Annotated in this window: 19 protein-coding genes; 13 read left to right on the forward strand and 6 right to left on the reverse strand. The window is 38.6% G+C overall.

What is annotated here, in order from left to right; genetic code table 11:
• Nucleotides 1-76 precede the first annotated feature (76 nt).
• From R2S10_RS24255 to R2S10_RS24285, 7 genes are all read left to right on the forward strand, one after another.
• Nucleotides 77-379, forward strand: coding sequence for an HU family DNA-binding protein (locus tag R2S10_RS24255; RefSeq protein WP_062550757.1), 303 nt, complete (start codon nt 77-79; stop codon nt 377-379).
• A 6-nt stretch (nt 380-385) separates the two neighbouring features.
• Nucleotides 386-1,258 carry a tetratricopeptide repeat protein gene (locus R2S10_RS24260; RefSeq protein WP_316842983.1) on the forward strand — a complete coding sequence of 291 codons (873 nt, stop codon included), beginning with the start codon at nt 386-388 and terminating at the stop codon, nt 1,256-1,258.
• A 250-nt stretch (nt 1,259-1,508) separates the two neighbouring features.
• Nucleotides 1,509-3,059, forward strand: coding sequence for an Rne/Rng family ribonuclease (locus R2S10_RS24265; RefSeq protein ID WP_316842984.1), 1,551 nt, complete (start codon nt 1,509-1,511; stop codon nt 3,057-3,059).
• A gap of 126 nt (nt 3,060-3,185) precedes the next feature.
• A complete protein-coding gene (gene radA, locus R2S10_RS24270) occupies nt 3,186-4,562 on the forward strand; it encodes a DNA repair protein RadA (RefSeq protein WP_316842985.1) in 1,377 nt (458 codons plus the stop codon).
• Nucleotides 4,563-4,951: 389 nt separating this feature from the next.
• Complete coding sequence (locus R2S10_RS24275; RefSeq protein ID WP_316842986.1) at nt 4,952-5,419, forward strand: DUF4920 domain-containing protein; 468 nt, start codon at nt 4,952-4,954, stop codon at nt 5,417-5,419.
• A 166-nt stretch (nt 5,420-5,585) separates the two neighbouring features.
• A complete protein-coding gene (locus R2S10_RS24280) occupies nt 5,586-6,149 on the forward strand; it encodes a LemA family protein (protein WP_316842987.1) in 564 nt (187 codons plus the stop codon).
• Nucleotides 6,149-7,108, forward strand: a complete 960-nt coding sequence (locus R2S10_RS24285) for a DUF3137 domain-containing protein (protein ID WP_316842988.1) — start codon at nt 6,149-6,151, stop codon at nt 7,106-7,108. Before R2S10_RS24280 ends, R2S10_RS24285 begins: the two co-directional genes overlap by 1 nt.
• 84 nt (nt 7,109-7,192) lie before the next feature.
• Here R2S10_RS24285 and carB read toward each other — a convergent pair whose 3' ends face one another.
• Together carB and R2S10_RS24295 are read right to left on the reverse strand one after the other, a co-directional pair.
• A complete protein-coding gene (gene carB / locus R2S10_RS24290; RefSeq protein WP_316842989.1) occupies nt 7,193-10,009 on the reverse strand; it encodes a carbamoyl-phosphate synthase large subunit in 2,817 nt (938 codons plus the stop codon).
• Between the two features lie 232 nt (nt 10,010-10,241).
• Nucleotides 10,242-10,559 carry a carboxypeptidase regulatory-like domain-containing protein gene (locus tag R2S10_RS24295; protein WP_316842990.1) on the reverse strand — a complete coding sequence of 106 codons (318 nt, stop codon included), beginning with the start codon at nt 10,557-10,559 and terminating at the stop codon, nt 10,242-10,244.
• A gap of 346 nt (nt 10,560-10,905) precedes the next feature.
• On the opposite strand from R2S10_RS24295, the gene R2S10_RS24300 reads away from it, so the two are divergent.
• The 6 genes from R2S10_RS24300 (at nt 10,906) to R2S10_RS24325 (ending at nt 17,355) form a co-directional block, all read left to right on the forward strand.
• Nucleotides 10,906-11,430: a hypothetical protein gene (locus R2S10_RS24300; protein WP_316842991.1), complete on the forward strand. Its 525-nt coding sequence runs from the start codon at nt 10,906-10,908 to the stop codon at nt 11,428-11,430.
• Nucleotides 11,431-11,488: 58 nt separating this feature from the next.
• The gene (gene pnuC, locus R2S10_RS24305; RefSeq protein ID WP_316842992.1) at nt 11,489-12,106 is read left to right on the forward strand and encodes a nicotinamide riboside transporter PnuC; all 618 of its coding nucleotides are present in this window, start codon (nt 11,489-11,491) and stop codon (nt 12,104-12,106) included.
• Complete coding sequence (locus tag R2S10_RS24310; protein WP_316842993.1) at nt 12,090-12,620, forward strand: ATP-binding protein; 531 nt, start codon at nt 12,090-12,092, stop codon at nt 12,618-12,620. Before pnuC ends, R2S10_RS24310 begins: the two co-directional genes overlap by 17 nt.
• A gap of 311 nt (nt 12,621-12,931) precedes the next feature.
• The gene (locus R2S10_RS24315; RefSeq protein WP_316842994.1) at nt 12,932-15,391 is read left to right on the forward strand and encodes a TonB-dependent receptor; all 2,460 of its coding nucleotides are present in this window, start codon (nt 12,932-12,934) and stop codon (nt 15,389-15,391) included.
• A gap of 6 nt (nt 15,392-15,397) precedes the next feature.
• Nucleotides 15,398-16,030: a thiamine phosphate synthase gene (locus R2S10_RS24320; RefSeq protein ID WP_316842995.1), complete on the forward strand. Its 633-nt coding sequence runs from the start codon at nt 15,398-15,400 to the stop codon at nt 16,028-16,030.
• A 65-nt stretch (nt 16,031-16,095) separates the two neighbouring features.
• On the forward strand, nt 16,096-17,355 hold the full coding sequence (locus R2S10_RS24325) for an MFS transporter (protein WP_316842996.1): 1,260 nt from the start codon (nt 16,096-16,098) through the stop codon (nt 17,353-17,355).
• A 36-nt stretch (nt 17,356-17,391) separates the two neighbouring features.
• Here R2S10_RS24325 and R2S10_RS24330 read toward each other — a convergent pair whose 3' ends face one another.
• From R2S10_RS24330 to nagA, 4 genes are all read right to left on the reverse strand, one after another.
• Nucleotides 17,392-19,140, reverse strand: a complete 1,749-nt coding sequence (locus R2S10_RS24330; RefSeq protein ID WP_316842997.1) for an ABC transporter ATP-binding protein — start codon at nt 19,138-19,140, stop codon at nt 17,392-17,394.
• 86 nt (nt 19,141-19,226) lie between these two features.
• Nucleotides 19,227-19,790, reverse strand: coding sequence for a ribosome recycling factor (gene frr, locus R2S10_RS24335; RefSeq protein WP_182960357.1), 564 nt, complete (start codon nt 19,788-19,790; stop codon nt 19,227-19,229).
• A 40-nt stretch (nt 19,791-19,830) separates the two neighbouring features.
• Nucleotides 19,831-20,538 carry a UMP kinase gene (gene pyrH, locus R2S10_RS24340; protein ID WP_062550771.1) on the reverse strand — a complete coding sequence of 236 codons (708 nt, stop codon included), beginning with the start codon at nt 20,536-20,538 and terminating at the stop codon, nt 19,831-19,833.
• A 38-nt stretch (nt 20,539-20,576) separates the two neighbouring features.
• Nucleotides 20,577-21,683 (reverse strand): N-acetylglucosamine-6-phosphate deacetylase, encoded by a 1,107-nt coding sequence (gene nagA, locus R2S10_RS24345; RefSeq protein WP_316842998.1) that lies wholly within the window; start codon nt 21,681-21,683, stop codon nt 20,577-20,579.
• Between the last annotated feature and the right edge of the window lie 239 nt (nt 21,684-21,922).

Below are 21,922 nucleotides of genomic sequence, written 5' to 3' on the forward strand. Positions count from 1 at the left end.
CATTAAAAAGCAATACTTTTGCAACCCCAAAACACTTATAAAGTATATAACACACTATAAATTAATAACAGAGAATATGACTAAGGCAGATATTATTTCAGAAATATCAACGAAAACAGGAATTGAAAAGGTAGATGTACAAGAAACCGTTGAGGCATTTTTCAAGGTCATCAAAAACAGCATGATTGGTGGAGAAAATGTATATGTTAGGGGTTTTGGTAGTTTTGTTGTTAAAAAACGCGCACAAAAAACTGCAAGAAATATTTCTAAAAACACTGCAATTATTATCCCGGAACACTTCGTTCCAAGCTTTAAACCAGCAAAAGTATTTGTTGATAAAGTGAAAAATAATTCAAAAATAGTTAGCGTAGAAGCTTAATTCATTATGATAAAAAATATCCGAACTAAACAAGCCATATTGATAGGAGCAGTTGTACTGCTTGTAGCGTTTTTGTTTACACGGGATATTAAGGGGTTAGTAAAGCCAAAAGAAGAAACCAGCAGTACGCCTGCAGGTGCTCCAATGAATGCACAAAGCCCGGCAACAGCTGAAATCAACCTTAAAGAGGTTTCAACTGTCGCTAAAAATACCATCAATGCGAGTTTAGCCGCTGAAATCGTTACCCTTGAAAATGCATATAACAGTGCTCCTGAAGACAAAAAAGCTGCAGAAGCTAAATTATTAGCAAAGAAATGGGATGATTTAGAGCAAACGGTTCCAAGTGCGTTATATTTGGAAATCGTAGCCAGCAAAGAACCCTCATTAAACAATTGGTTGACTGCCGGAGATACTTTTATGAAGGCATTTGACAACACCCGTGACAGTGTGTTATTACCTGCATTATTGCAAAAAGCGAATTTAGCTTATACCAATGCAGTGAAAATAGACTCCAACAGCAATGATGCTAAAACAGGTCTTGGAATTACCATCGTTAATGGAATGGGTGCGCCAATGGCTGGGATAGCAATGTTAATGGACGTTGTAAAGAAAGATCCGAAGAACTTAAAAGCAAATATGAGCTTGGGTACTTTCGCTATGAAGTCGGGACAATTTGATAAAGCAATAACCAGGTTCCAAAATATTATTGCCATGAAGCCTTCCCCAGAAGCTTACTTCTATTTGGGAACGGCCTATGAAAACCTTGGAAAAAACTCGGAAGCTATTGAAGCTTACGAAAAGAGTAAAAAATTAGCTGCAAACGCGACATTGTCAAAGTTTATCGATGATAAAGTGAATGCGTTAAAGAATAAAAAATAATAAACAGATTTACGAAAATATTTAAAACCCAAAGATTATGCCAAGCGGTAAGAAAAGAAAGAGACATAAAATGGCTACCCACAAACGCAAAAAACGTTTAAGAAAAAACAGACATAAGAAAAAATAGGTTTTCTTAATGTTTTGCTCAACAACTAAGGCTAGGATTTGATCGTAGCCTTAATTGTTGGTAGCAATATTTTTTTTATTGTCCATGTGTTAATAAGGCGAATAGCCTTAAAATCTGTAGCTTTTGGTAAAGGAACTCATTATAGATTCATCTCCCTCGGGAGTAACCATAGCTTTAGTTGAAGACAAACAACTTGTAGAACTTCATAAGGAACACATCAATAACAATTACGCCGTAGGCGATATATATTTAGGCCGCATAAAGAAAATTATGCCTGGTCTGAATGCTGCGTTCGTTGATGTGGGGTACGAAAAGGATGCTTTTTTGCATTACTTCGACCTTGGTCCACAAGTACAATCTTTAATTAAGCTTACTAAAATCAAGCGTAATGGCTCTGTTAGCGGAACTTTATTAGATAATTTCAAGCTAGAAGGAGACATTAACAAAGCTGGGAAGATCTCTGAAGTGGTCAGCAAGAATCTTGTCTTACCAGTTCAAATCGCCAAAGAACCAATTTCAACAAAGGGCCCACGTTTAAGTTCAGACTTATCTATAGCAGGACGCTATATTGTGCTGGTTCCTTTCTCTAATGTCATCTCGATTTCCAAAAAGATTAAAAGCAATACGGAACGTAATCGTCTAAAAAAGATTATCGAAAGTATCAAGCCTAAAAACTTTGGAGTGATCATTAGAACGGTTTCTGAAGGTAAAGGCGTTGCCGAACTTCAAAAAGACCTTTTGGACTCTGTTACAAAATGGGAAAACTTCATTAAGAAGTTGCCAGATGCAGAGCCTTCAAAACGTGTTTGGGGAGAAATGGACCGTACTTCCACGCTCATCCGTGACATTTTAAGTACCGACTTCACTAACGTTTATGTGAACGATAGTAACTTGTTCGAAGACATTCGTTCTTATGTGCATGAAATCTCTCCTGAGATGGAGAAGATCGTTAAGATCTACAAGCATAAAGAACCGATATTTGAACATTTCGGTATCGAAAAGCAAATTAAAAATGCTTTCGGAAAAACAGTAAACCTGGCCGGTGGTGCCTACCTTGTGGTAGAACATACCGAAGCATTGCATGTAGTAGACGTGAATAGCGGAAACAGAACGGCAAGCAAAGAAAATCAGGAAGAAAATGCCCTTCAGGTAAATAAAGAAGCGGCGAAAGAAATTGCGAGACAACTACGTTTACGTGATATGGGTGGTATTGTAGTTATCGATTTTATCGATATGCACAAACCTGTAAACCGTAAGATGTTGTTTGACTACCTAAAGGAACTAATGCTCCTGGATCGTGCGAAACATACCATTCTTCCTCCAAGTAAGTTTGGCCTTGTTCAAATCACACGTCAGCGCGTTAGACCGGAAATGAACATCGTAACCAGTGAAAAATGCCCAACCTGTGACGGTACGGGTGAAATTAAGGCAAGTATTGTATTGATGGATGACATCGAAAACAATCTGACCTATATTTTGCAGGAGCAAAACGAAAAAAATATTACACTTTGTGTACACCCTTATATTGAGGCTTACATCAAAAAAGGGTTCATATCTTTACAATGGAAGTGGTTCTTTAAATTCGGACAAAGAATCAAAATCAAAGCGGTTCCTTCTTATAACCTGACTGAATTCCATTTTATTTCGTCTAAAGACGAAGAGATTAAATTATAATCACGGTTAAATTTCTTTAAACAGGCCTGCTCCTCTTGGAACAGGCCTGTTTGCTTTATAAGGGATTTTTAAACCACTTTTATACCGAATTATCTTAAATTCGTACCTCATTAAAACTCCAATAAATTGGCTAAAACTAAATCAGCATATTTCTGTCAGAATTGCGGACATGAAGCCGCGAAATGGCTCGGCAAATGTCCCTCTTGTAACCAATGGAATACCTTTGTAGAAGAGGTGATAGAAAAAGTCAGCTCTAAAGTGCCGGCCTGGAAAACTTCTACGGCAACTAGCAGGGTGAATAAACCAAATAAAGTTGACAATATTCCCTCTATAACTGAGGAACGTGTCTCCACTGGAGACCAGGAGCTGGACCGCGTATTGGGTGGCGGACTGGTAGCCGGTTCAGTTATTTTAATTGGAGGAGAGCCAGGAATTGGGAAATCAACATTGATGCTCCAGCTCGCACTAAGTATCCCCGGCAAAAAGATATTATACATCTCCGGAGAAGAAAGTGAACAACAGATCAAAATGAGAGCAGAAAGGATCACAGCTAACCCTACTGCACAATGTTATATCCTCACGGAAACTTCTACTCAAAATATTTTCAAACAAATTGAAGAACTGGAACCAGATCTGCTGATTGTAGATTCAATTCAAACGCTCCACTCCTCAAATATCGATGCTACACCAGGTAGTGTCTCACAAGTGCGTGAATGTACCTCCGAACTGTTGCGATTTGCAAAAGAAACAGACACTCCTGTGTTTCTAATTGGCCATATCACTAAAGACGGTACCATTGCAGGCCCTAAAATCCTGGAACATATGGTAGACACCGTATTGCAGTTTGAGGGCGACAGAAACCATGTATACCGTATTTTACGCTCAATTAAAAATCGCTTTGGCGCGTCAGCTGAACTGGGTATTTATGCTATGCACAGTACCGGATTAAGGCAGGTTTCCAACCCTTCTGAGATATTATTATCACAAAGGGATGAAGAACTAAGCGGAATTGCGATTTCCGCGACATTAGAAGGCGCCAGGCCAATGTTAATAGAAACACAGGCCTTAGTAAGCGCCGCGGCATACGGAACGCCTCAGCGATCCTCTAATGGCTTCGACACCAAAAGAATGAATATGCTCTTGGCAGTGCTTGAAAAAAGATGTGGATTTCGCCTAAGCACCAGAGATGTATTCTTGAATATCGCCGGAGGAATCAAAGTAGAAGATCCTGCAATTGATCTCGCAATTTTAGTCGCAATCATCTCTTCTCATGAAGATATATTCATCTCATCAAAGATTTGTTTTGCTGCAGAAGTTGGCCTTTCCGGAGAAATTAGAGCCGTCAACAGGATCGAACAGCGTATCTCGGAAGCAGAAAAGCTAGGTTTTGAAAGGATCTTCATCTCGAATTATAATATGAAAGGTCTGATCACTGAAAAATATAAAATAGAACTTAGCCCAGTTAGTAAAATAGAAGATGTCTTCTCTTTACTGTTTGGATAAGTCAAATCTATTTGAATCAATTGAATAAACTGCAAAAACATGGAGAGTTTTCCCCAATATGTAGAAATAATTAATGCTTTTTCTACATATTGGGGAAATTATTCCCCTTCCAGGCTAAAGGCCTAAAATCACACAAATCAGAAACAACACTGATTATCAATCACTTACCCGCTACACAAGTGCGTTTTTAAAAATCGGCCTATAAGTTGCCTAATGTAAATTGTTAATCATTTATGATTTAACAACAATAGGGATGATTATCCTCGTTATCGATAGATAACGAGGATTTTTTTTGTTTTGAGCCATTTCTCCGAACTATCTTTAAGAATTAAAGAAAATTTGATACTTTTATCTCAACCATAAGAATTTCAACACTTTAATCTTACCTCATGAAAAAAATACTTTTAAGCCTGGGCTTTTGCGCATTATCCTTATGCACACTAGCACAAGACACAACAAGCCTTCCTGGCAAGTCCTTTGGAAATGGTGTCAGCGCTGGCAACCTACTCCCAGTTTCGAAAATAGAGTCAGCCATGGGTGATCAGAAAATCGCCGAAATGAAAATTACAGGAGAAGTCGTAGAAGTTTGTAAAAAGAAAGGCTGTTGGATGACGTTGAAAACACCAACAGGCGAAGCAATGCGCATCACATTTAAAGACTATGCATTCTTTATGCCAATGGACATCGTTGGAAAAAAAGTAGCCCTTGATGGCATCGCAAAAAAACAAACCATCTCTGTAGAGACTTTACGTCACTATGCAGAAGATGCACATAAATCTGCGGCAGAGGTGGCAAAAATTACAGCTCCTAAAAAAGAATTGGCTTTTGAAGCTAAAGGGGTGGTGATTCTCGAGTAAATCATCTCTTCTTCCCATTCTTATTTTGCATCAAGATAAAAGCCTTGCTTTTTATAAGAGCAGGGCTTATTTTTTCCGTCAAAGATTACTCCTTAAAACAGAAATCAGAAATACTTCAGGAAAAACCTATATCTTCCATTTATATTCAACCTCTTAACTTCATTTTATGATTATTGCTCTTGTAATTATTATAGTCATCCTCATCGCAGTCATTTGTATTTCGATATACAATTCCTTAATCGCAAAGAAGAACGAAATTGACAATGCCTTTGGGGCAATTGATGCGATGCTGAAAAAACGCTTCGACCTCTTGCCTAACCTTGTAGAAACGGTAAAACAGTATATGCAATATGAAGGTGACCTGCTCACAAAGGTCGTTGCCTTAAGGAGCCGCGCCAGCAGTCCGAATTTGAGTAATGATGAAAAGTTAAAGATAGACCAGGAACTTAGCCATGAGATAAAAGGACTGATGGTCAACGTAGAGAATTACCCCAACCTTAAAGCAGATCAGAGTTTTACAAATCTACAAACCACCTGGACGGAAAGCGAGGAACAAATTGCTGCCGCCAGAAGAACTTATAACGCTGTAATTACAGATTATAACAATGCCATCATGATGTTTCCCGGCAGCATCTTTGCAGGAATATTAAATTATACTGCTAAACCAGTAATCTCTATTTCCGAGACGGAACGCAACAATGTTAACGCAAAAAATCTCTTTAATAGCTAATGCACAATATATCTCATTTAGATTCGGCTACAATAGAGGTGCTGAATGATTTAGAGGCAACCAGAATAAGCTTACGTAAGAAAAGAGTAATCCATCTCGCAATTTGTTTTATTGGCATACCGATCGCTATAATCGGTTTTACGTTTACGATACTCTCCATGATAGCTATTGGCATCATTTGTTTTTTTGCTGGTTTAATATCAATATCGGTAAATTTGGGAGCAGTGGATCAATATCGCCTTGATTTTAAACAAAGATTAGTCGCACAGACGATAAAAATGATAGACCAGAGTCTGGAAATAGATCCTAAAAGAGGATTGTCTCAAGATGATTTTTTCGGTTCTTTATTGTTCAAAAAAAAGCCCGACAAGTATACGAGCGAAGACCGGGTATCTGGCAATGCAGGAAAAACGAGATTTAGCTTTTCAGAAGTAAACGCGCAATACAAAGAACTCACCATCACTAAAAAAGGCACAACCCAGGAGACCTGGCATGAACTTTTTAATGGCGTGATCTTTCAAGCCGATTTTAACAAGAACTTTAAAGAACTAACAGTGGTTCAATCCAAAGCCTTTGGAAGCGATGTATCTGAATGGTTTGGGAGTAATACTCCATTTTTTTCAGGCGCAAAAGAACGTGTTAAATTAGAAAATCCAGAATTTGAAAAGCATTTTGCTACTTATTCTTCAAATCAGATAGAAGCAAGATACATTCTGACGCCATTGATGATGGAATCAATATGCACGCTAAACGACAGGTGCGAAGACAGCATCAGTCTTTCCTTTGTCGGAAATATAATAACTATTGCCTTTCCTCTATCCAGAAATTATTTTGAAGCTCCATTGTTTGATAGCTTGATGACCGATGGCTTGATGAAGGAAGATCTGGAATTGGTATGTCATATCTACAAAGTGATTGAAACCTTAGATTTAAATACCCGAATCTGGGGAAAGAATTAACATGATTTTTAAAGTAAGTCAGTAAAAACATCCCTACCTTAAAAATCATGTAAAATAAAAAAGCCCCTTTCGGGACTTTTCTTATTATTTCGATAAGTACATCGATTTGTCTTTCACTAACTTTCTGAAGTAAGGATCTTCCAGGTCTTTAATAAACCTGATCGCCTCTCCTGTAGACTTCATCTCCGGACCTAGCTCTTTCACTACTTCCGGGAACTTATCAAAAGAGAATACAGGTTCTTTGATCGCATAACCTTTCAGTTTTCTTTCAATTGTGAAGTCTTTCAGTTTGTTAACACCCAACATCACTTTAGCAGCGATATTGATATAAGGAACATCGTAAGCCTTCGCAATGAAAGGAACCGTTCTTGAGGCTCTAGGATTCGCTTCAATCACATAAACTTTCTCGTCTTTTACTGCAAACTGAATGTTTAGTAACCCGATTACATTTAATGCTTTAGCAATTTTCTTAGAGTAATTTTCCATATCATTCATTACCTTCTCAGATAAGCTGAATGGTGGCAATACTGCGCTGGAATCACCAGAGTGAATCCCTGCAGGCTCAATATGTTCCATTAAACCAACGATATGCACATCCTCTCCGTCACAAATAGAGTCCGATTCAGTTTCTTCTGCTCTGTCTAAGAAATGATCAATCAACACGCGGTTTCCAGGAAGATCACCTAGTAGTTTAACTACAGCTTTCTCCAGATCCTCGTCGTTAATTACTATGCTCATTCCTTGTCCACCCAGTACATAACTTGGTCTTACCAATACCGGGTATCCTACTTCTTGAGCAACGATAATCGCCTCCTCTGCATTTTCAGCAACACCGTATCTTGGGTAAGGAATCTCTAATTCTTTAAGTAAGTCTGAGAAACGCCCTCTATCTTCCGCAACATCCATGTCATTGTAAGATGTACCAATAATTTTAATGCCGTTCTCCTCTAACTTCTCAGCCATTTTCAAAGCAGTCTGTCCACCCAGTTGAACAATCACCCCGATTGGGTTCTCCAATTCAATGATTTCACGAACATGTTCCCAGAATACTGGCTCAAAGTATAACTTATCAGCCATGTTGAAATCTGTAGAAACCGTCTCAGGGTTACAGTTAATCATGATCGCTTCAAAACCGCTTTCTTTAGCAGCAAGCAAACCATGTACACATGAGTAATCAAATTCAATCCCCTGACCGATACGGTTAGGACCTGAACCCAATACAATTACTTTCTTTTTATCTGTTGGGATGGATTCATTCTCCTCTTCAAATGTAGAGTAGTAATATGGTGTTTGTGCTGCAAATTCAGCGGCACAAGTATCTACCATTTTATACACACGTTTGATACCTAGAGATTTTCTGCGATTATAAACTTCATCTTCCGTTACATTACCTAACAAATAAGCAATCTGGATATCAGAGAATCCTTTTTGTTTCAACGTGAAGAAGAAATCTTTAGGAATGTTATTTAGTGAATATCTTTTTAACTCAACTTCCAGATGTACTAACTCCTGAATTTGAGAAAGGAACCACTTATCGATTTTCGTTACCTTACGGATAGACTCCAAAGGAACGCCCATAGTCATCGCATCTTTGATTAAGAACAAGCGATTCCAGCTTGGATGCTCCAAACCATGCATGATCTCTTCGATGCTTCGGTTATGTTTACCATCTGCACCTAATCCGGCTCTACCAATCTCTAAACTCTGGCAAGCTTTCTGTAAGGCTTCGATAAAGGTACGTCCGATAGACATTACCTCACCTACCGACTTCATTTGTAATCCAAGCTCCATGTTAGCACCTTTGAATTTATCAAAGTTCCAACGAGGTACTTTCACGATCACATAGTCTAATGTAGGCTCGAAATAAGCAGAAGTTGTTTTTGTAATTTGATTTTCGATCTCGTCTAAGTTATAACCAATGGCTAATTTAGAAGCGATTTTTGCGATCGGATATCCTGTTGCTTTACTCGCCAATGCCGAAGAGCGTGATACCCTTGGATTGATTTCGATCGCAATAATATCATCATTGTCAGGATTCACAGAGAACTGAACGTTACAGCCCCCAGCGAAAGTTCCAATGGCACGCATCATTTTGATGGCCTGGTTACGCATGTCCTGGTAGCAACGATCAGATAAAGTCATTGCTGGTGCTACTGTGATCGAGTCTCCGGTATGGATTCCCATTGGATCAAAGTTTTCAATAGAACAAATGATGATCACGTTGTCATTGCTATCTCTTAGCAACTCCAATTCGTATTCTTTCCATCCTATTACCGCCTTCTCTACCAATACTTCATGCGTTGGTGAAGCTTCTAATCCGCGTTGTAAAGCGTGGTCGAACTCCTCTTTCTTATGCACGAAACCACCACCTGAACCGCCTAATGTATAAGAAGGACGGATTACCAGTGGATAACCGATTTCCTGAGCTGCTTCTTTACCTTCTAAGAAGGAGTTTGCAATTTTGGATGGAGCAACGCCTACACCTATATCAATCATTAATTGACGGAAGGATTCTCTGTTTTCAGTTTTCTCAATCGCGGCAACATCTACCCCGATTACTCTAACACCGTACTTCTCCCAAACACCACGCTCTTCCGCTTCTTTACAAAGGTTCAAAGCAGTTTGTCCGCCCATAGTAGGCAAAACTGCATCGATTTTTCTTTCGATTAAAATCTGCTCAATGGAGTCTACCGTTAAAGGCCAAAGGTACACATGGTCCCCAATCACCTTGTCGGTCATGATGGTTGCAGGATTAGAGTTGATGATGGAAACTTCAATTCCCTCTTCCTTTAAGGATAAGGCAGCTTGAGATCCTGAATAATCAAATTCACAGGCTTGACCAATGATAATAGGTCCCGATCCGATAATTAATACTGAGCGTATGGAGGTGTCTTTAGGCATAAGGCTTTAAAAAGTCTAAAGTTATATAAGTGAAATTGGTAAAAATTGCATTCTAAAGGACCAGAATAGTCTAGAGATTTTCTCTGCTTTGCAAGGGGAATATCCCGACTCTTCCGTCGGGATGCAAAGTTACGTTTTTGATCCATAAAAATATGCTCTTTTTTAAAAAACAGTTCAAATAAAAAAGGGCCTTAGAAATTCACCTAAAGCCCTTTTAATCATTTACTATGAATTACTGTAGCAATTTAATCTCTCCAACGTCTGTTGCAGCACTATCTACCACCGCAACATTCTCTACAGAACTGTCTTTATATGGCGGATTTGCTTTCACCCAAATGGTGTAAGTTTGAGGTTTAACCTTGCTGAAAACGAAGCTTCCATTGTTAATTGAGGCGCGTAAAGTATCCCTCCCAGCTATGGCCAAAACCTGAGATGCGCCTTCAGCCGGACTTACTTTCCCCTGAATGCTGCCTTCTCTGATACTGCTGAATGCCAATAAGCCTAATGAAAGTCCTGCTGCTACGATAAAATTTAATTTGAGCCTTTTCATTATGTTCAATTTTAGGTAAAAATTATAAGGTTTTTATATTTAATGCTATCATAACTACAAGTGGCACAGAATTATGTTTTAACTCGTCTGGATGCAAGCCCCTGCACATAGATTCTTTTATCCTTATTATTTAAACGCGATATACTTGATTTAGTATACCTATACTTGAATTTAACGACTTAATTTCCCCTATAAGGTCGCCTATCTTCCTTCAACCAGCAACACCTATCTCTTTGTTTTAAGCATTAAAAAAAAGACGACAATACACAACATCAGACAATTTGGAACAACATTTGCCGTTCCTATCAGACATATACTATATCAAATGACAAGAATGTACAGCCCAATGAAAAAAATATTCCCGGTACTAATAACCACGATAGTGATGCTTTCCAGCTGTGCTACAGTACAATCCCTGATAAAATCTTCTTTCCCATATAACGCTAATGTAGTAATCCCTGCTGGCTCAAAAAGCAACACAACCATCTCCACAAGTTCTGCTGCGACTAGTTTCGATCAAGTTTTTGGAAATCAAAACGGTACAGATTATGTAAAAGAGATCAGAATTGCTTCTGCAAAAATGGAAGCTAGTAATCCCGCCAGCAAAAGTTTAGGGATGTTCAAATCTGTGAAACTATTTGTAGCCAATGAAAATGGTGAAGAGATAATGGTAGCCTCAAGAAGTGATGTTCAACAGAATATTGGCACAGGATTGGTCTTGGATATTGACAATTCCCGCTTTCTGGATAATTATGTAAAAGGAACAAGTCTACGTATCAGAATGGAGTATGTTTTAAGAGAAAAAACAACTACCGACATCAGTGTTCGTGTATCATTGAGTTTTAGCACCTCTCCGAAAACAAACAAATAACAGCATTCCTCCAAAGCTTTTATGTTGCAAATAATTTTAGGATAAGTACTTTTGGCTCATGTTACTTCTTGAGTCTTCATTTTTTCAACTAATTACTGATCAATTTATTCATACCACATGGGTGGAATGGCTAGGTGTATTATCCGGATTTATTTGTATTTACCTGGCCACAAAAGAAAATGTTTTAAGCTGGCCCATTTCAATCATCAGCGTGATCGCTTATGCCTGGGTGTTTTTTGATGCAAAGATGTATGGAGACATGGCTTTGCAATTCTATTTTCTTTTTACTGCTTTTTATGGCTGGTATTATTGGATAAGAAAAACAAAAGTTGATGACAAACCGGTAAGTAACTTATCGAAGAAAGGCTGGTGGTTAGCAATTGCCTCAATAGTTATTTTATCTGTCTCCTTGGGATTATTCTTAGATCATTTCACAGATACGAACGTCCCTTATGAAGATGGCTGTTGTACTGCGATTAGCTTTGTAGCACAATTAATGCTAACCAGAAAAATTCTGCAAAACTGGATACTATGGATTGTGGTCGACCTCTGCTACATCCCATTATATATTTATAAAAATCTAAATTTAAGCGCCATTTTTTATGCATTCCTGGTTGCCATTGCCATCAAAGGATATTTAGACTGGAGGAAAACGTATCGTGAACAAACAAATTAAAAAAATCGCCATCGTTGGCCCGGAAAGTACAGGAAAATCGACTATTGCACAACAACTAGCAAAGCACTACCAGACGCTTTGGGTACCAGAATATGCCCGTTATTATTGTGCCGCTTTAACAGAGCCCTGCAATTTACAAGACGAAGTAAACATGTATCACGGACAAGTCGCTTTAGAAGAATCTATCCTCGCCATAGCAGAAAAAGATTTGATCATCTGTGATACAACTTTTATCACCGTAAAGATCTGGAGTGATGAGGTTTTTGGAAACACTCCGGAAATAGTACTAAATGCATTACCACTCCATACTTATGATTTATACCTGCTCATGGACATTGACTTGCCATGGCAAGAAGATCCACTTCGAGATTTCCCTCATAAACGGGAACATTTTATGCAGGTATGGCACCAGGAATTAAAAAACTTAAATGCAAATTATGTAGTAGTTAGTGGAACGGAAGAAAGATTTAATAATGCTATTGCAGCAGTTGAATCCTTTCTTGAGAAAAAATAGCACTTTTTAATTAGGAGGGGCTTTCATCCTGATAACGCATACTAATCAACCATACCGTATACTATTTACCAAAAAACCGGAAATAGACATCTCTCATGGAGATTCAATTTTTATCAATACCTTTGTTCCATCAAAAAGGGGTGCCTTGTTTTGTAAAAAACACAAAAACAGGCTGAGAGCATACCCATTATATCTGCAAACAGATATATACACCTGATCCGGATAATGCCGGCGGAGGGATTGGAGTTATGGAGTTTAACTGGGCTGTAAGTGCCCCTTACTTACAGTGGTTTAACTAAAAAAACAAAGAATTGAAAAAGTTATTGACCATAGCGCTAGCTATGTTGTTGTTGCCTATATTAACAAAGGCACAGTTTACGATTTCGGGAGTTGTGTCCGAAACAAGCCGTCAGGCATTACCTGGCGCGACGATCCGTTTAAAAGGAAAATCTTTTGGTGTTACAGCCGATGGTCAGGGAAAATTCCAACTTAAGAATCTTAAAGCAGGAAACTATACTTTAGTGGTAAGCTTTATCGGCTACCAAACGACAGAGAAAAACCTGGAACTGAAATCCGATTGGGTCGAAAATTTCAGTCTTAAACCTGCTGCTTTTCTTGCCGATGAGGTGATTGTTAATGCCACACGCGCCAACGATAAATCCGCTACTACTTATAAAAACATTAGCAAAGCTGAGATTCAAGAAAACAACTTCGGACAAGATCTCCCATTTATCTTAAACAATACCCCTGGAGTAGTAGTTACATCCGATGCAGGGGCAGGTATAGGTTACACAGGCATCCGAATCAGAGGTAGCGATGCCAGTAGAATCAATGTAACAATCAATGGTATTCCTTACAATGACGGCGAAAGTCAGGGAATATTTTGGGTTAACATGCCTGATTTTGCTTCTTCCATAGAAAATGTACAAATCCAACGCGGTGTAGGTACCTCTACCAATGGTGCTGGTGCTTTCGGAGGAAGCTTAAATATCCAGACTAGCGCACCTTTAGAAAATGCTTACGCAGAACTAAACAATACTTACGGCTCATTCAACACCCTTAAAAACACCGTTAAGCTAGGAACAGGTTTGATTGACAATAAATGGAGCTTCGATGGCCGACTTTCAAGAATAAAATCAGATGGCTTTATCGACCGAGCAGCATCTAATTTGAAGTCATATTACCTTTCCGGTGCTTATCATGGTAAAAATGAATTACTTCGCCTAAATGTGTTCTCTGGAACTGAAAAAACTTACCAGGCTTGGGACGGTATTCCCGAAGCAAGATTAAAAGGTGATGTACAGGGTATGCTGGATTTCAGCAAGCGTCAGGAATTTAATGACGCGCAAACGCAGAATTTGTTGAATTCAGGGAACCGAACTTATAACTCATTTACCTATAAAGACCAGACCGATAACTACGCACAAAATCACTATCAGGCGCTTTATGCCAAACAGATTAACGAGCAATTCTCTTTCAATGCCGCCTTACATTATACCGATGGAAAGGGTTATTTTGAAGAATTTAAATTCGATCAAAAACTCAGCAAATACGGTTTACCACCGATGAATGCAGACGGAGCGCTTCAAACAAGAACGGATTTAATTCGTCGCCGTTGGCTAGATAATGATTTCTATGGTACTACTTACGCCTTAAGTTACAAACCAAAATCTAACTTGAATTTCACACTTGGAGGGGCATATAATGAATACAGGGGCAAACATTTCGGAGAGGTTATCTGGGCGAAATATCCTTCCACCAGCAATATCAGCGACCATTATTATGATGGGAAAGGAAACAAAAATGATTTCAATACCTTCGGTAAAGTAAGCTACAGCCCAATAGATCAATTGAGTCTTTTTACCGACCTCCAATACAGAACTGTAGATTATAAAATCTCAGGAAAAGACAAGAACCTACGAAACCTTGATTTTAACAATACCTACCATTTTTTCAATCCTAAAGTTGGCGCAACCTATTTCATAAATGAACAAAGTAATGTATACACTTCCTTTAGTGTAGCCAATAAAGAGCCGAATCGTGATGATTTCACAAACTTAAAAGTAGGCTTACCATCCCCAAAAGCAGAACGTTTACGTGATTTAGAGGCAGGTTATCGTTATAAAGAAAACAGACTGAATCTTGGTCTGAATGTATATGGGATGTTCTATAAAGATCAATTGATCTTCACGGGAGAAATCAATGAATTCGCGGATGCTTACCGTCAGAATGTAGATAAAAGTTACCGTTTAGGAGTTGAATTTGATGCTTCTTACATCCTGAGTCCACAATTTGCCATAAATGCCAATGCCGCTTTTAGCAAGAATAAAATTCAGAACTATATTAATTATGTAACCCAATATGAAGATGATGGTTCAGAAACCTTAATCACTTCCAACCACAAAAACACGGATATCTCCTTTTCTCCAAAATCTGTCGTTTCGGGAGAGCTGGTTTACAAACCATTTAAAGGTTTTGCAGCAGCTCTACAAAGCAAGTTTGTAGGTAAACAATTCCTGGACAACACCCAAAATAACAGCAGAAAGCTTGATGCATATTGGGTAAATAATGCGAGAATAGGTTACGATTTCCAACTTAAAAGGATTAAAAATATAAATCTTGGTCTTTTGGTGAATAATATCTTTAATGAAAAGTATGAGAGCAATGGTTATACTTATAGCACTGCTTATAAAGGGAATATCACTACAGAGAATTTTTATTATGCACAGGCCGGAACTAATTTTTTACTTTCGCTAAATTTCAAATTTTAACACCTTATGAAGAAGTTCATCGAAAAGCTACATTTTATAACACATGATATCCATCAGCATAGTCACATTGAACAGACAAGCATTGCTTGTAGTGCAGGTGCAAAATGGCTTCAATACCGCTGTCTAACTAAAAATGACGAAGAACTTTTAGAAGATATCAATGCAATTGCTGAAATCTGTGATGATTGGGGAGCTACCCTTATCGTCACAGATCACATTCATCTGAATGGAAAGGCCGACATACAAGGCTTTCATATAGAAGATATGGATGCGGATTTTGTGAAACTTCGTCAGCAATTGGGCGAAGCAGTCACTATCGGCGGTTCTTCCAACACTATAGATGGACTAGTCAGAATAGCAAAAGAAGGCGCTGATTATGCAGGATTCGGACCATTTTACACAACTACTACCAAGCCAAACGATGCCCCATTAATAGGTGTAGAAGGATATGCCAAGGCGATGCAGACGCTAAAAGCACAATCAATTAATTTACCTGTAATTGCTGTTGGCGGTGTCACCTTAAGTGATATAGACCCATTAATGGCAACGGGAATTTTCGGAATTGCCGCTTCTGCAGCAATCAATCAGGCAGATGATATGCGTGCTGCTTACAGCGCATTTTATGACAATATCATGTAATATTATTTTTAGCAAGTGTATGTTATTGAAACACCATAACATACACTTGCTAAAAAACAACGTTCTTGGAAGCCACAGAAAAAACAGATCCTTATGCTGCACTCCGATACCGGGAGTTTCGATCTTACCTTGGAATGCGTTTCTTTTTCACATTTGCTTATCAAATGCAGGCGATCATCATTGGATTTCATATTTACCACCTTACAAAAGATCCTCTGGCACTTGGACTAATTGGTCTTTATGAAGCGATTCCTGCAACCGGCATTGCTCTATACGGGGGCTATGTGGCCGACAAATCAGAAAAAAGAGGCTTGTTGCTGAAAGTATTTAGTGGTGTATTTCTATGTTCATTAATCATGTTCGTAGTAACCACCAAACAAATGCATGCTTATGTACCGGTAGACTATATTGTACCCATTATGTATTTGATGGTATTTGGAATTGCTAGAGGTTTTTTCAGTCCGGCAACCTTTTCCTTAATGGCGCAAATCGTCCCTAAAAAACTCTACCCCAATTCCAGTACATGGAACAGTTCCAGCTGGCAGGCTGCTTCTATTTTAGGTCCGGCTATTGGTGGATTGATCTATGGCTTTTATGGAATTACCGCCACCTATTGTGTCATACTCACCTTCATCAGAATTGCTCTAATCTGTATCTTTTTCTTAAAACCCCATCCTCCTACCTATATCCCAAAAGAGAGCATTGTGAAAAGTCTAACAGAAGGTGTTCACTTTGTGTTTAAAAATAAAATGATGTTAGGGGCGATGAGCCTAGACCTCTTCTTCGTTTTTTTTGGTGGAGCAGTTGCTTTACTCCCCGTGTTTGCCAATGATATATTAAAAGTTGGATCTGAAGGACTCGGTTTTATGCGGGCAGCCGCTTCTAGTGGTGCAGTAATCACCATGTTGGCAATGACTCGCTTCTCTCCAATGAACAGGCCATGGAGGAATCTACTGATTGCAGTTACTGGATTTGGAACAAGTATTATCTGCTATGGCTTATCAAAAAACTTTTACCTAACCCTTTTCTTTCTATTCATGGAAGGTGCTTTCGACAGCATCAGTGTCATTATCCGGTCTACAATTATGCAATTACTTACCCCTGATGAAATGCGGGGTAGGGTATCCGCTGTAAACAGCATGTTTATTGGCTCGTCAAATGAGATTGGGGCTTTTGAATCCGGCCTCACGGCAAGGCTTATGAGAACTGTCCCCGCAGTAGTATTTGGAGGTAGTATGACAGTCTTGGTAGCAGGAATCACCTATCTAAAAACTAAAAAAATGATGAGGTTAACTTTACAGGAAATCAACGACCAGCAAAATTAACCTCATCATTTTAGAAACAACTGCTTAGAACTAAAACTAATATTCTATTCTTTCGCCAACTTGTTGTCTCCACATGGCATAATACAAGCCTGTTTCGGCCAAAAGATCTTCATGTTTACCCTGCTCAATGATATGGCCACGTTCCAGGACAAAAATCCGGTCTGCATGTCGAATCGTAGAGAGTCTGTGGGCGATTAAAATAGTAATATGATTCGTTTGTAAAGAAATATCACGGATCGTTGCCGTAATTTCCTCTTCGGTTAAAGAATCTAAAGAAGATGTCGCTTCATCGAAAACCAGAATATCTGGCCTGCGTAGTAACGCTCTGGCAATGGACAACCGCTGTTTCTCTCCACCAGATACCTTAACCCCACCTTCCCCAATCACAGTATCCAAACCTTTGTCTGCACGTGCCAACAGGTTGTTACACGCTGCTTGCTTCATTACCCGCAGACAATCCTCATCTGTAGCATCCGGTCTTACAAATTGGAGATTTTCACGAATTGTACCAGAAAACAATTGCGTATCCTGAGTTACAAAACCGATCTTTTCTCTCATCATATCTAGGTCTATGGCTTTGCTCGAGGTACCATTATATAGCACATCTCCGTCAATTGGCTGATAAAGTCCTACTAGCAGTTTAACCAGCGTGGTTTTCCCAGAGCCAGAAGGTCCAACAAAAGCGATCGTTTCTCCATTATGAGTGCGGAAATTAATCTCATTTAGGGCATTACGCTTACCGGTCAAATGTTTAAAGTTTACATCTTTAAACTCAAGACTGGTAATTTTCCCCAGCTTAACCGGGTTTACAGGCTTTTCATCAATTGGTGTACTTAAGATCTTTTTAAAATTCCCTAGAGAAACTTCTGCTTCCCTCCAAGTAAGAATCACATTTCCAAGCTCCTGTAATGGTCCAAAGAGAAAGAAAGAATAAAACAGGAAAGAGAAATATTGCCCAGCTGAGATTGTATTTTCAAAGATTAGGATCAATAAAACCACAACCATCGTACTACGGACAAAATTGACAGTTGTTCCCTGCACAAAACTCATACTCCTTACATATTTAACCTTTCTTAATTCCAGGCCTAGAATCTTATAAGTTGTTTTGTTCAACCTTTCTATTTCCTGATTGGCAAGGCCGAGACTTTTCACTAGCTCAATATTTCTCAGAGACTCTGTCGTGGAGCCCGCGAGCGCTGTTGTTTCAGCAACGATAGTCTTTTGAATAGTTTTAATCTTTCTACTCAAGTACCAGCTCACGAAACTGATAATTGGAATTGCGGAGAAATAGACCAACGTTACCTTATAACTGACCGTAACTGAATATACGATCACGAATACCATCCCGATCAAACTAACAAAGAGAATACTGATAAACGCTGTAATAAACTTTTCTGAATCAAGTCTCACCTTTTGTAAGATTCCAAGAGTTTCTCCACTTCGTTGATCTTCGAACACCTGATAAGGTAATTCTAGCGAGTGTTTCAGTCCATCGGCATACATACTCGCGCCCACTTTTTGAACGATGATACTTGTAAAATAATCCTGAAAATTCTTGGCAATTCTGGATACCATAGCTGCGCCTACACTAAGTCCAACCAATCCGAGTACACCCCAGACAAATTCGCTTCTATTCAAGACGTCCTTCTTTTGAATGAACTCATCAACTATTCTTCCAGTAATATAGGGATCCAACAAGGAGAAGCCAATATTGATTGCAGCTAATAAAAGTGCTAGTACGACCACCCATTTATGAGCGCGTAAATATTCGAGTAGTAATTTCATTTAATTAAATCTAGCCAAAAATAAATAAAGGGAATGAAGCATCGGCTCCATTCCCTTTAAATTACAAGTAAATTATAAATCAGGTTTTAAACCGTCATGATATCTTTTTCTTTTGCTTCTGCATGTTTATCAACTTTGATAATATACGCGTCAGTTATTTTTTGCACTTCACCTTCTCCAGTTTTGATTTCATCATCAGAGACGCTTTCGCCTTTCAACTTTTTAATTTTTTCGTTAGCATCCTTACGAATATTACGAATGGTGATTTTTCCGCGTTCCGCTTCTTCTTTTACCTTTTTAACAAGATCTCTTCTACGTTCTTCAGTTAGTGGAGGAACAACCAAACGGATCACCACACCATCATTCTGAGGATTAATTCCAATGTTCGCTTCCATAATGGCACGTTCAATAGGAACTAACATATTTTTTTCCCAAGGCTGAACGAGTATCGTACGTGCATCTGGCGTGTTGATACTTGCCACTTGAGATAAACCAGTAGCACTACCATAGTAATCTACAAATATGCCGTCCAACATTCCCGCAGAAGCTTTCCCTGCACGAATTTTTGTCAATTCAGCTTCACAATGGTCAATAGCCTTGTCCATGTTTGCCTGAGCATCTTGTAGTTGTTTCTTTATGAGGTCATTCATGTTTTGTAAAATTTAACCAAAAATATAAAATTTATTAGAATCAGACCTTAACAAGCGTCCCAATCTCTTCACCCTTGGCAATTTTCATGAAATTACCTGTTTTATTCATATCAAAAACGATAATGGGAAGTTCATTTTCTTCACACAGGGTGAAGGCAGTCATATCCATTACGTTTAATCCTTTATCGTAAACTTCTTTGAAAGAAATCTTTTCATATTTAGTTGCAGTTGGATCTTTCTCAGGATCTGCGGTATAAATACCATCCACACGTGTTCCTTTTAAAACCACATCTGCTTTAATCTCGATTGCTCTTAAAGCTGCTGCAGAATCTGTTGTGAAATAAGGATTACCTGTACCAGCACCAAAAATCACTACACGACCTTTTTCAAGGTGACGTACAGCTCTTCTGCGGATAAATGGTTCACAGATTTGTTCCATTTTAATTGCAGTAAGTAAGCGGGTTTTAAGACCAACTTTTTCCAGTGCGTCCTGTAGTGCCATACTGTTGATTACAGTAGCTAACATTCCCATATAATCAGCTTGCGCACGGTCCATACCCGACTTTTCGGCGCTTAAACCTCTAAAAATATTACCACCTCCAATAACTATTGCTATTTCAAGGCCTTCATCATGTACCGCTTTAATGTCCTCGGCGTATTGCCTAACACGTTCATTATCAATACCATATTGTTTATCGCCCATCAGCGACTCGCCACTTAATTTCAGCAGAATCCGTTTATACTTCATGAGTCCAAAAATAACTATTTGTTTTAATTAATCAGGGTTCAAATGTGCAAACCCTTTACAAAAACTTTCTTTAGTTGTAGGTCTCCTGTTAAAAACACTAAATCAGCATCATTACCTATGTTTAAAGTACCTTTATTTGATAAAATACCCATTAATAGGGCTGGATTCTTTGTGGCCAGTTTTAACGCTTCTTCTACTGGGATATCACAATGATTTACGCAATTCTGAACTGCTTGTAAAAGGGTGATATTTGAACCAGAAAGTGTACCATCTGCGGTCACGAATTTATCACCTCTCAACTCATGCTGATAAGGTCCAATTTCACATGTTGTTACTGCATCTGTAATTAGAAACAGACGATCTTTCATTGCTTTATACGTCATCTTTACCACTTCAAGATCCACATGGCAGCCATCAGCAATAATACTAGCCATTGCAGTTGGGTGATTCATCACTGCTACAGGCAAATTAGGCGTTCTGTGATGAATTGAAGGCATCGCATTGAACAAATGTGTAGTTGTCTTAAATCCATTGTTATAAGCTGAGGTGGCCTGATTAAAATCAGCGTCGCTATGGCCTAGTGAAAGTATCATTCCCTGATCAACCAAATAACTAATAACATCTTCATCTTGTAACTCTGCGGCAATGGTCATCATTTTAACGGTGCCATCTGCATAATCCAGCAAACGTTTAACTTCTTCCAAGCTCGCTTTATAAATATATTTTTCAATATGTGCACCTCTACGCTTAGGATTAATGTAAGGTCCCTCCAAATGAAGTCCTAAAAAGCCTTTAGCTTCACTACGATAATCCTTAGCTGCATCAAGACATTGATAGACCACCTCCGGGCTGTTCGTCGCCACACAAGCTAAAAACCCCGTTGTACCTTTAGCCATCAGATCTTCATCCATCTGTTTTAATGTTCCGACAGTAGGATAAGCGGAAAAAAGGTTACCACCACTTCCATAAATTTGAAGATCAATAAAACCAGGACTGACATAATCCCCAGCGGCGTCAATAATTTCATACCCTTCGGGAACCGTTTCGTTGGAGATTCTATTAATCTTTCCATCTTCAATAAAAATGGTTTGACCTTTTACGAGCAGGTCTTCATTAAAAAACTGGCTATTCGTTATCGCAATCATAATTAGGTGTATTTAAGAATGCCAAATATAAGCGAGTAGTTTAGATATCAATAGAAAATCACGACAAGAAAAAAGAGTGAATGATTGACACATTAAAAGCTTATGAAAAGCTATAGTGAGATTAAAGTAGTAGAAACCTTCGCAGAGCGTGCAGGAACAGTACTAGAGCTACAACAGAAGATATGGTATAGGATTATCTGATCAGTGTAGCTATGGAATAAAAAAAGCTGATATACAAG

The sequence above is a fragment of the Pedobacter gandavensis genome (assembly GCF_032678745.1).
Taxonomy (GTDB): domain Bacteria; phylum Bacteroidota; class Bacteroidia; order Sphingobacteriales; family Sphingobacteriaceae; genus Pedobacter; species Pedobacter gandavensis_C.

Excerpts from the sequence above, each read along its gene's own strand:
- R2S10_RS24320 (WP_316842995.1), top strand. The coding sequence starts at position 15,398 with ATGAAGAAGTTCATCGAAAAGCTACATTTTATAACACATGATATCCAT.
- pyrH (WP_062550771.1), bottom strand. The coding sequence starts at position 20,538 with ATGAAGTATAAACGGATTCTGCTGAAATTAAGTGGCGAGTCGCTGATG.
- R2S10_RS24300 (WP_316842991.1), top strand. The coding sequence starts at position 10,906 with ATGAAAAAAATATTCCCGGTACTAATAACCACGATAGTGATGCTTTCC.
- frr (WP_182960357.1), bottom strand. The coding sequence starts at position 19,790 with ATGAATGACCTCATAAAGAAACAACTACAAGATGCTCAGGCAAACATG.
- nagA (WP_316842998.1), bottom strand. The coding sequence starts at position 21,683 with ATGATTGCGATAACGAATAGCCAGTTTTTTAATGAAGACCTGCTCGTA.
- R2S10_RS24280 (WP_316842987.1), top strand. The coding sequence starts at position 5,586 with ATGATTATTGCTCTTGTAATTATTATAGTCATCCTCATCGCAGTCATT.
- pnuC (WP_316842992.1), top strand. The coding sequence starts at position 11,489 with ATGTTACTTCTTGAGTCTTCATTTTTTCAACTAATTACTGATCAATTT.
- carB (WP_316842989.1), bottom strand. The coding sequence starts at position 10,009 with ATGCCTAAAGACACCTCCATACGCTCAGTATTAATTATCGGATCGGGA.
- R2S10_RS24260 (WP_316842983.1), top strand. The coding sequence starts at position 386 with ATGATAAAAAATATCCGAACTAAACAAGCCATATTGATAGGAGCAGTT.
- R2S10_RS24330 (WP_316842997.1), bottom strand. The coding sequence starts at position 19,140 with ATGAAATTACTACTCGAATATTTACGCGCTCATAAATGGGTGGTCGTA.
- R2S10_RS24255 (WP_062550757.1), top strand. The coding sequence starts at position 77 with ATGACTAAGGCAGATATTATTTCAGAAATATCAACGAAAACAGGAATT.
- R2S10_RS24285 (WP_316842988.1), top strand. The coding sequence starts at position 6,149 with ATGCACAATATATCTCATTTAGATTCGGCTACAATAGAGGTGCTGAAT.
- R2S10_RS24295 (WP_316842990.1), bottom strand. The coding sequence starts at position 10,559 with ATGAAAAGGCTCAAATTAAATTTTATCGTAGCAGCAGGACTTTCATTA.
- R2S10_RS24275 (WP_316842986.1), top strand. The coding sequence starts at position 4,952 with ATGAAAAAAATACTTTTAAGCCTGGGCTTTTGCGCATTATCCTTATGC.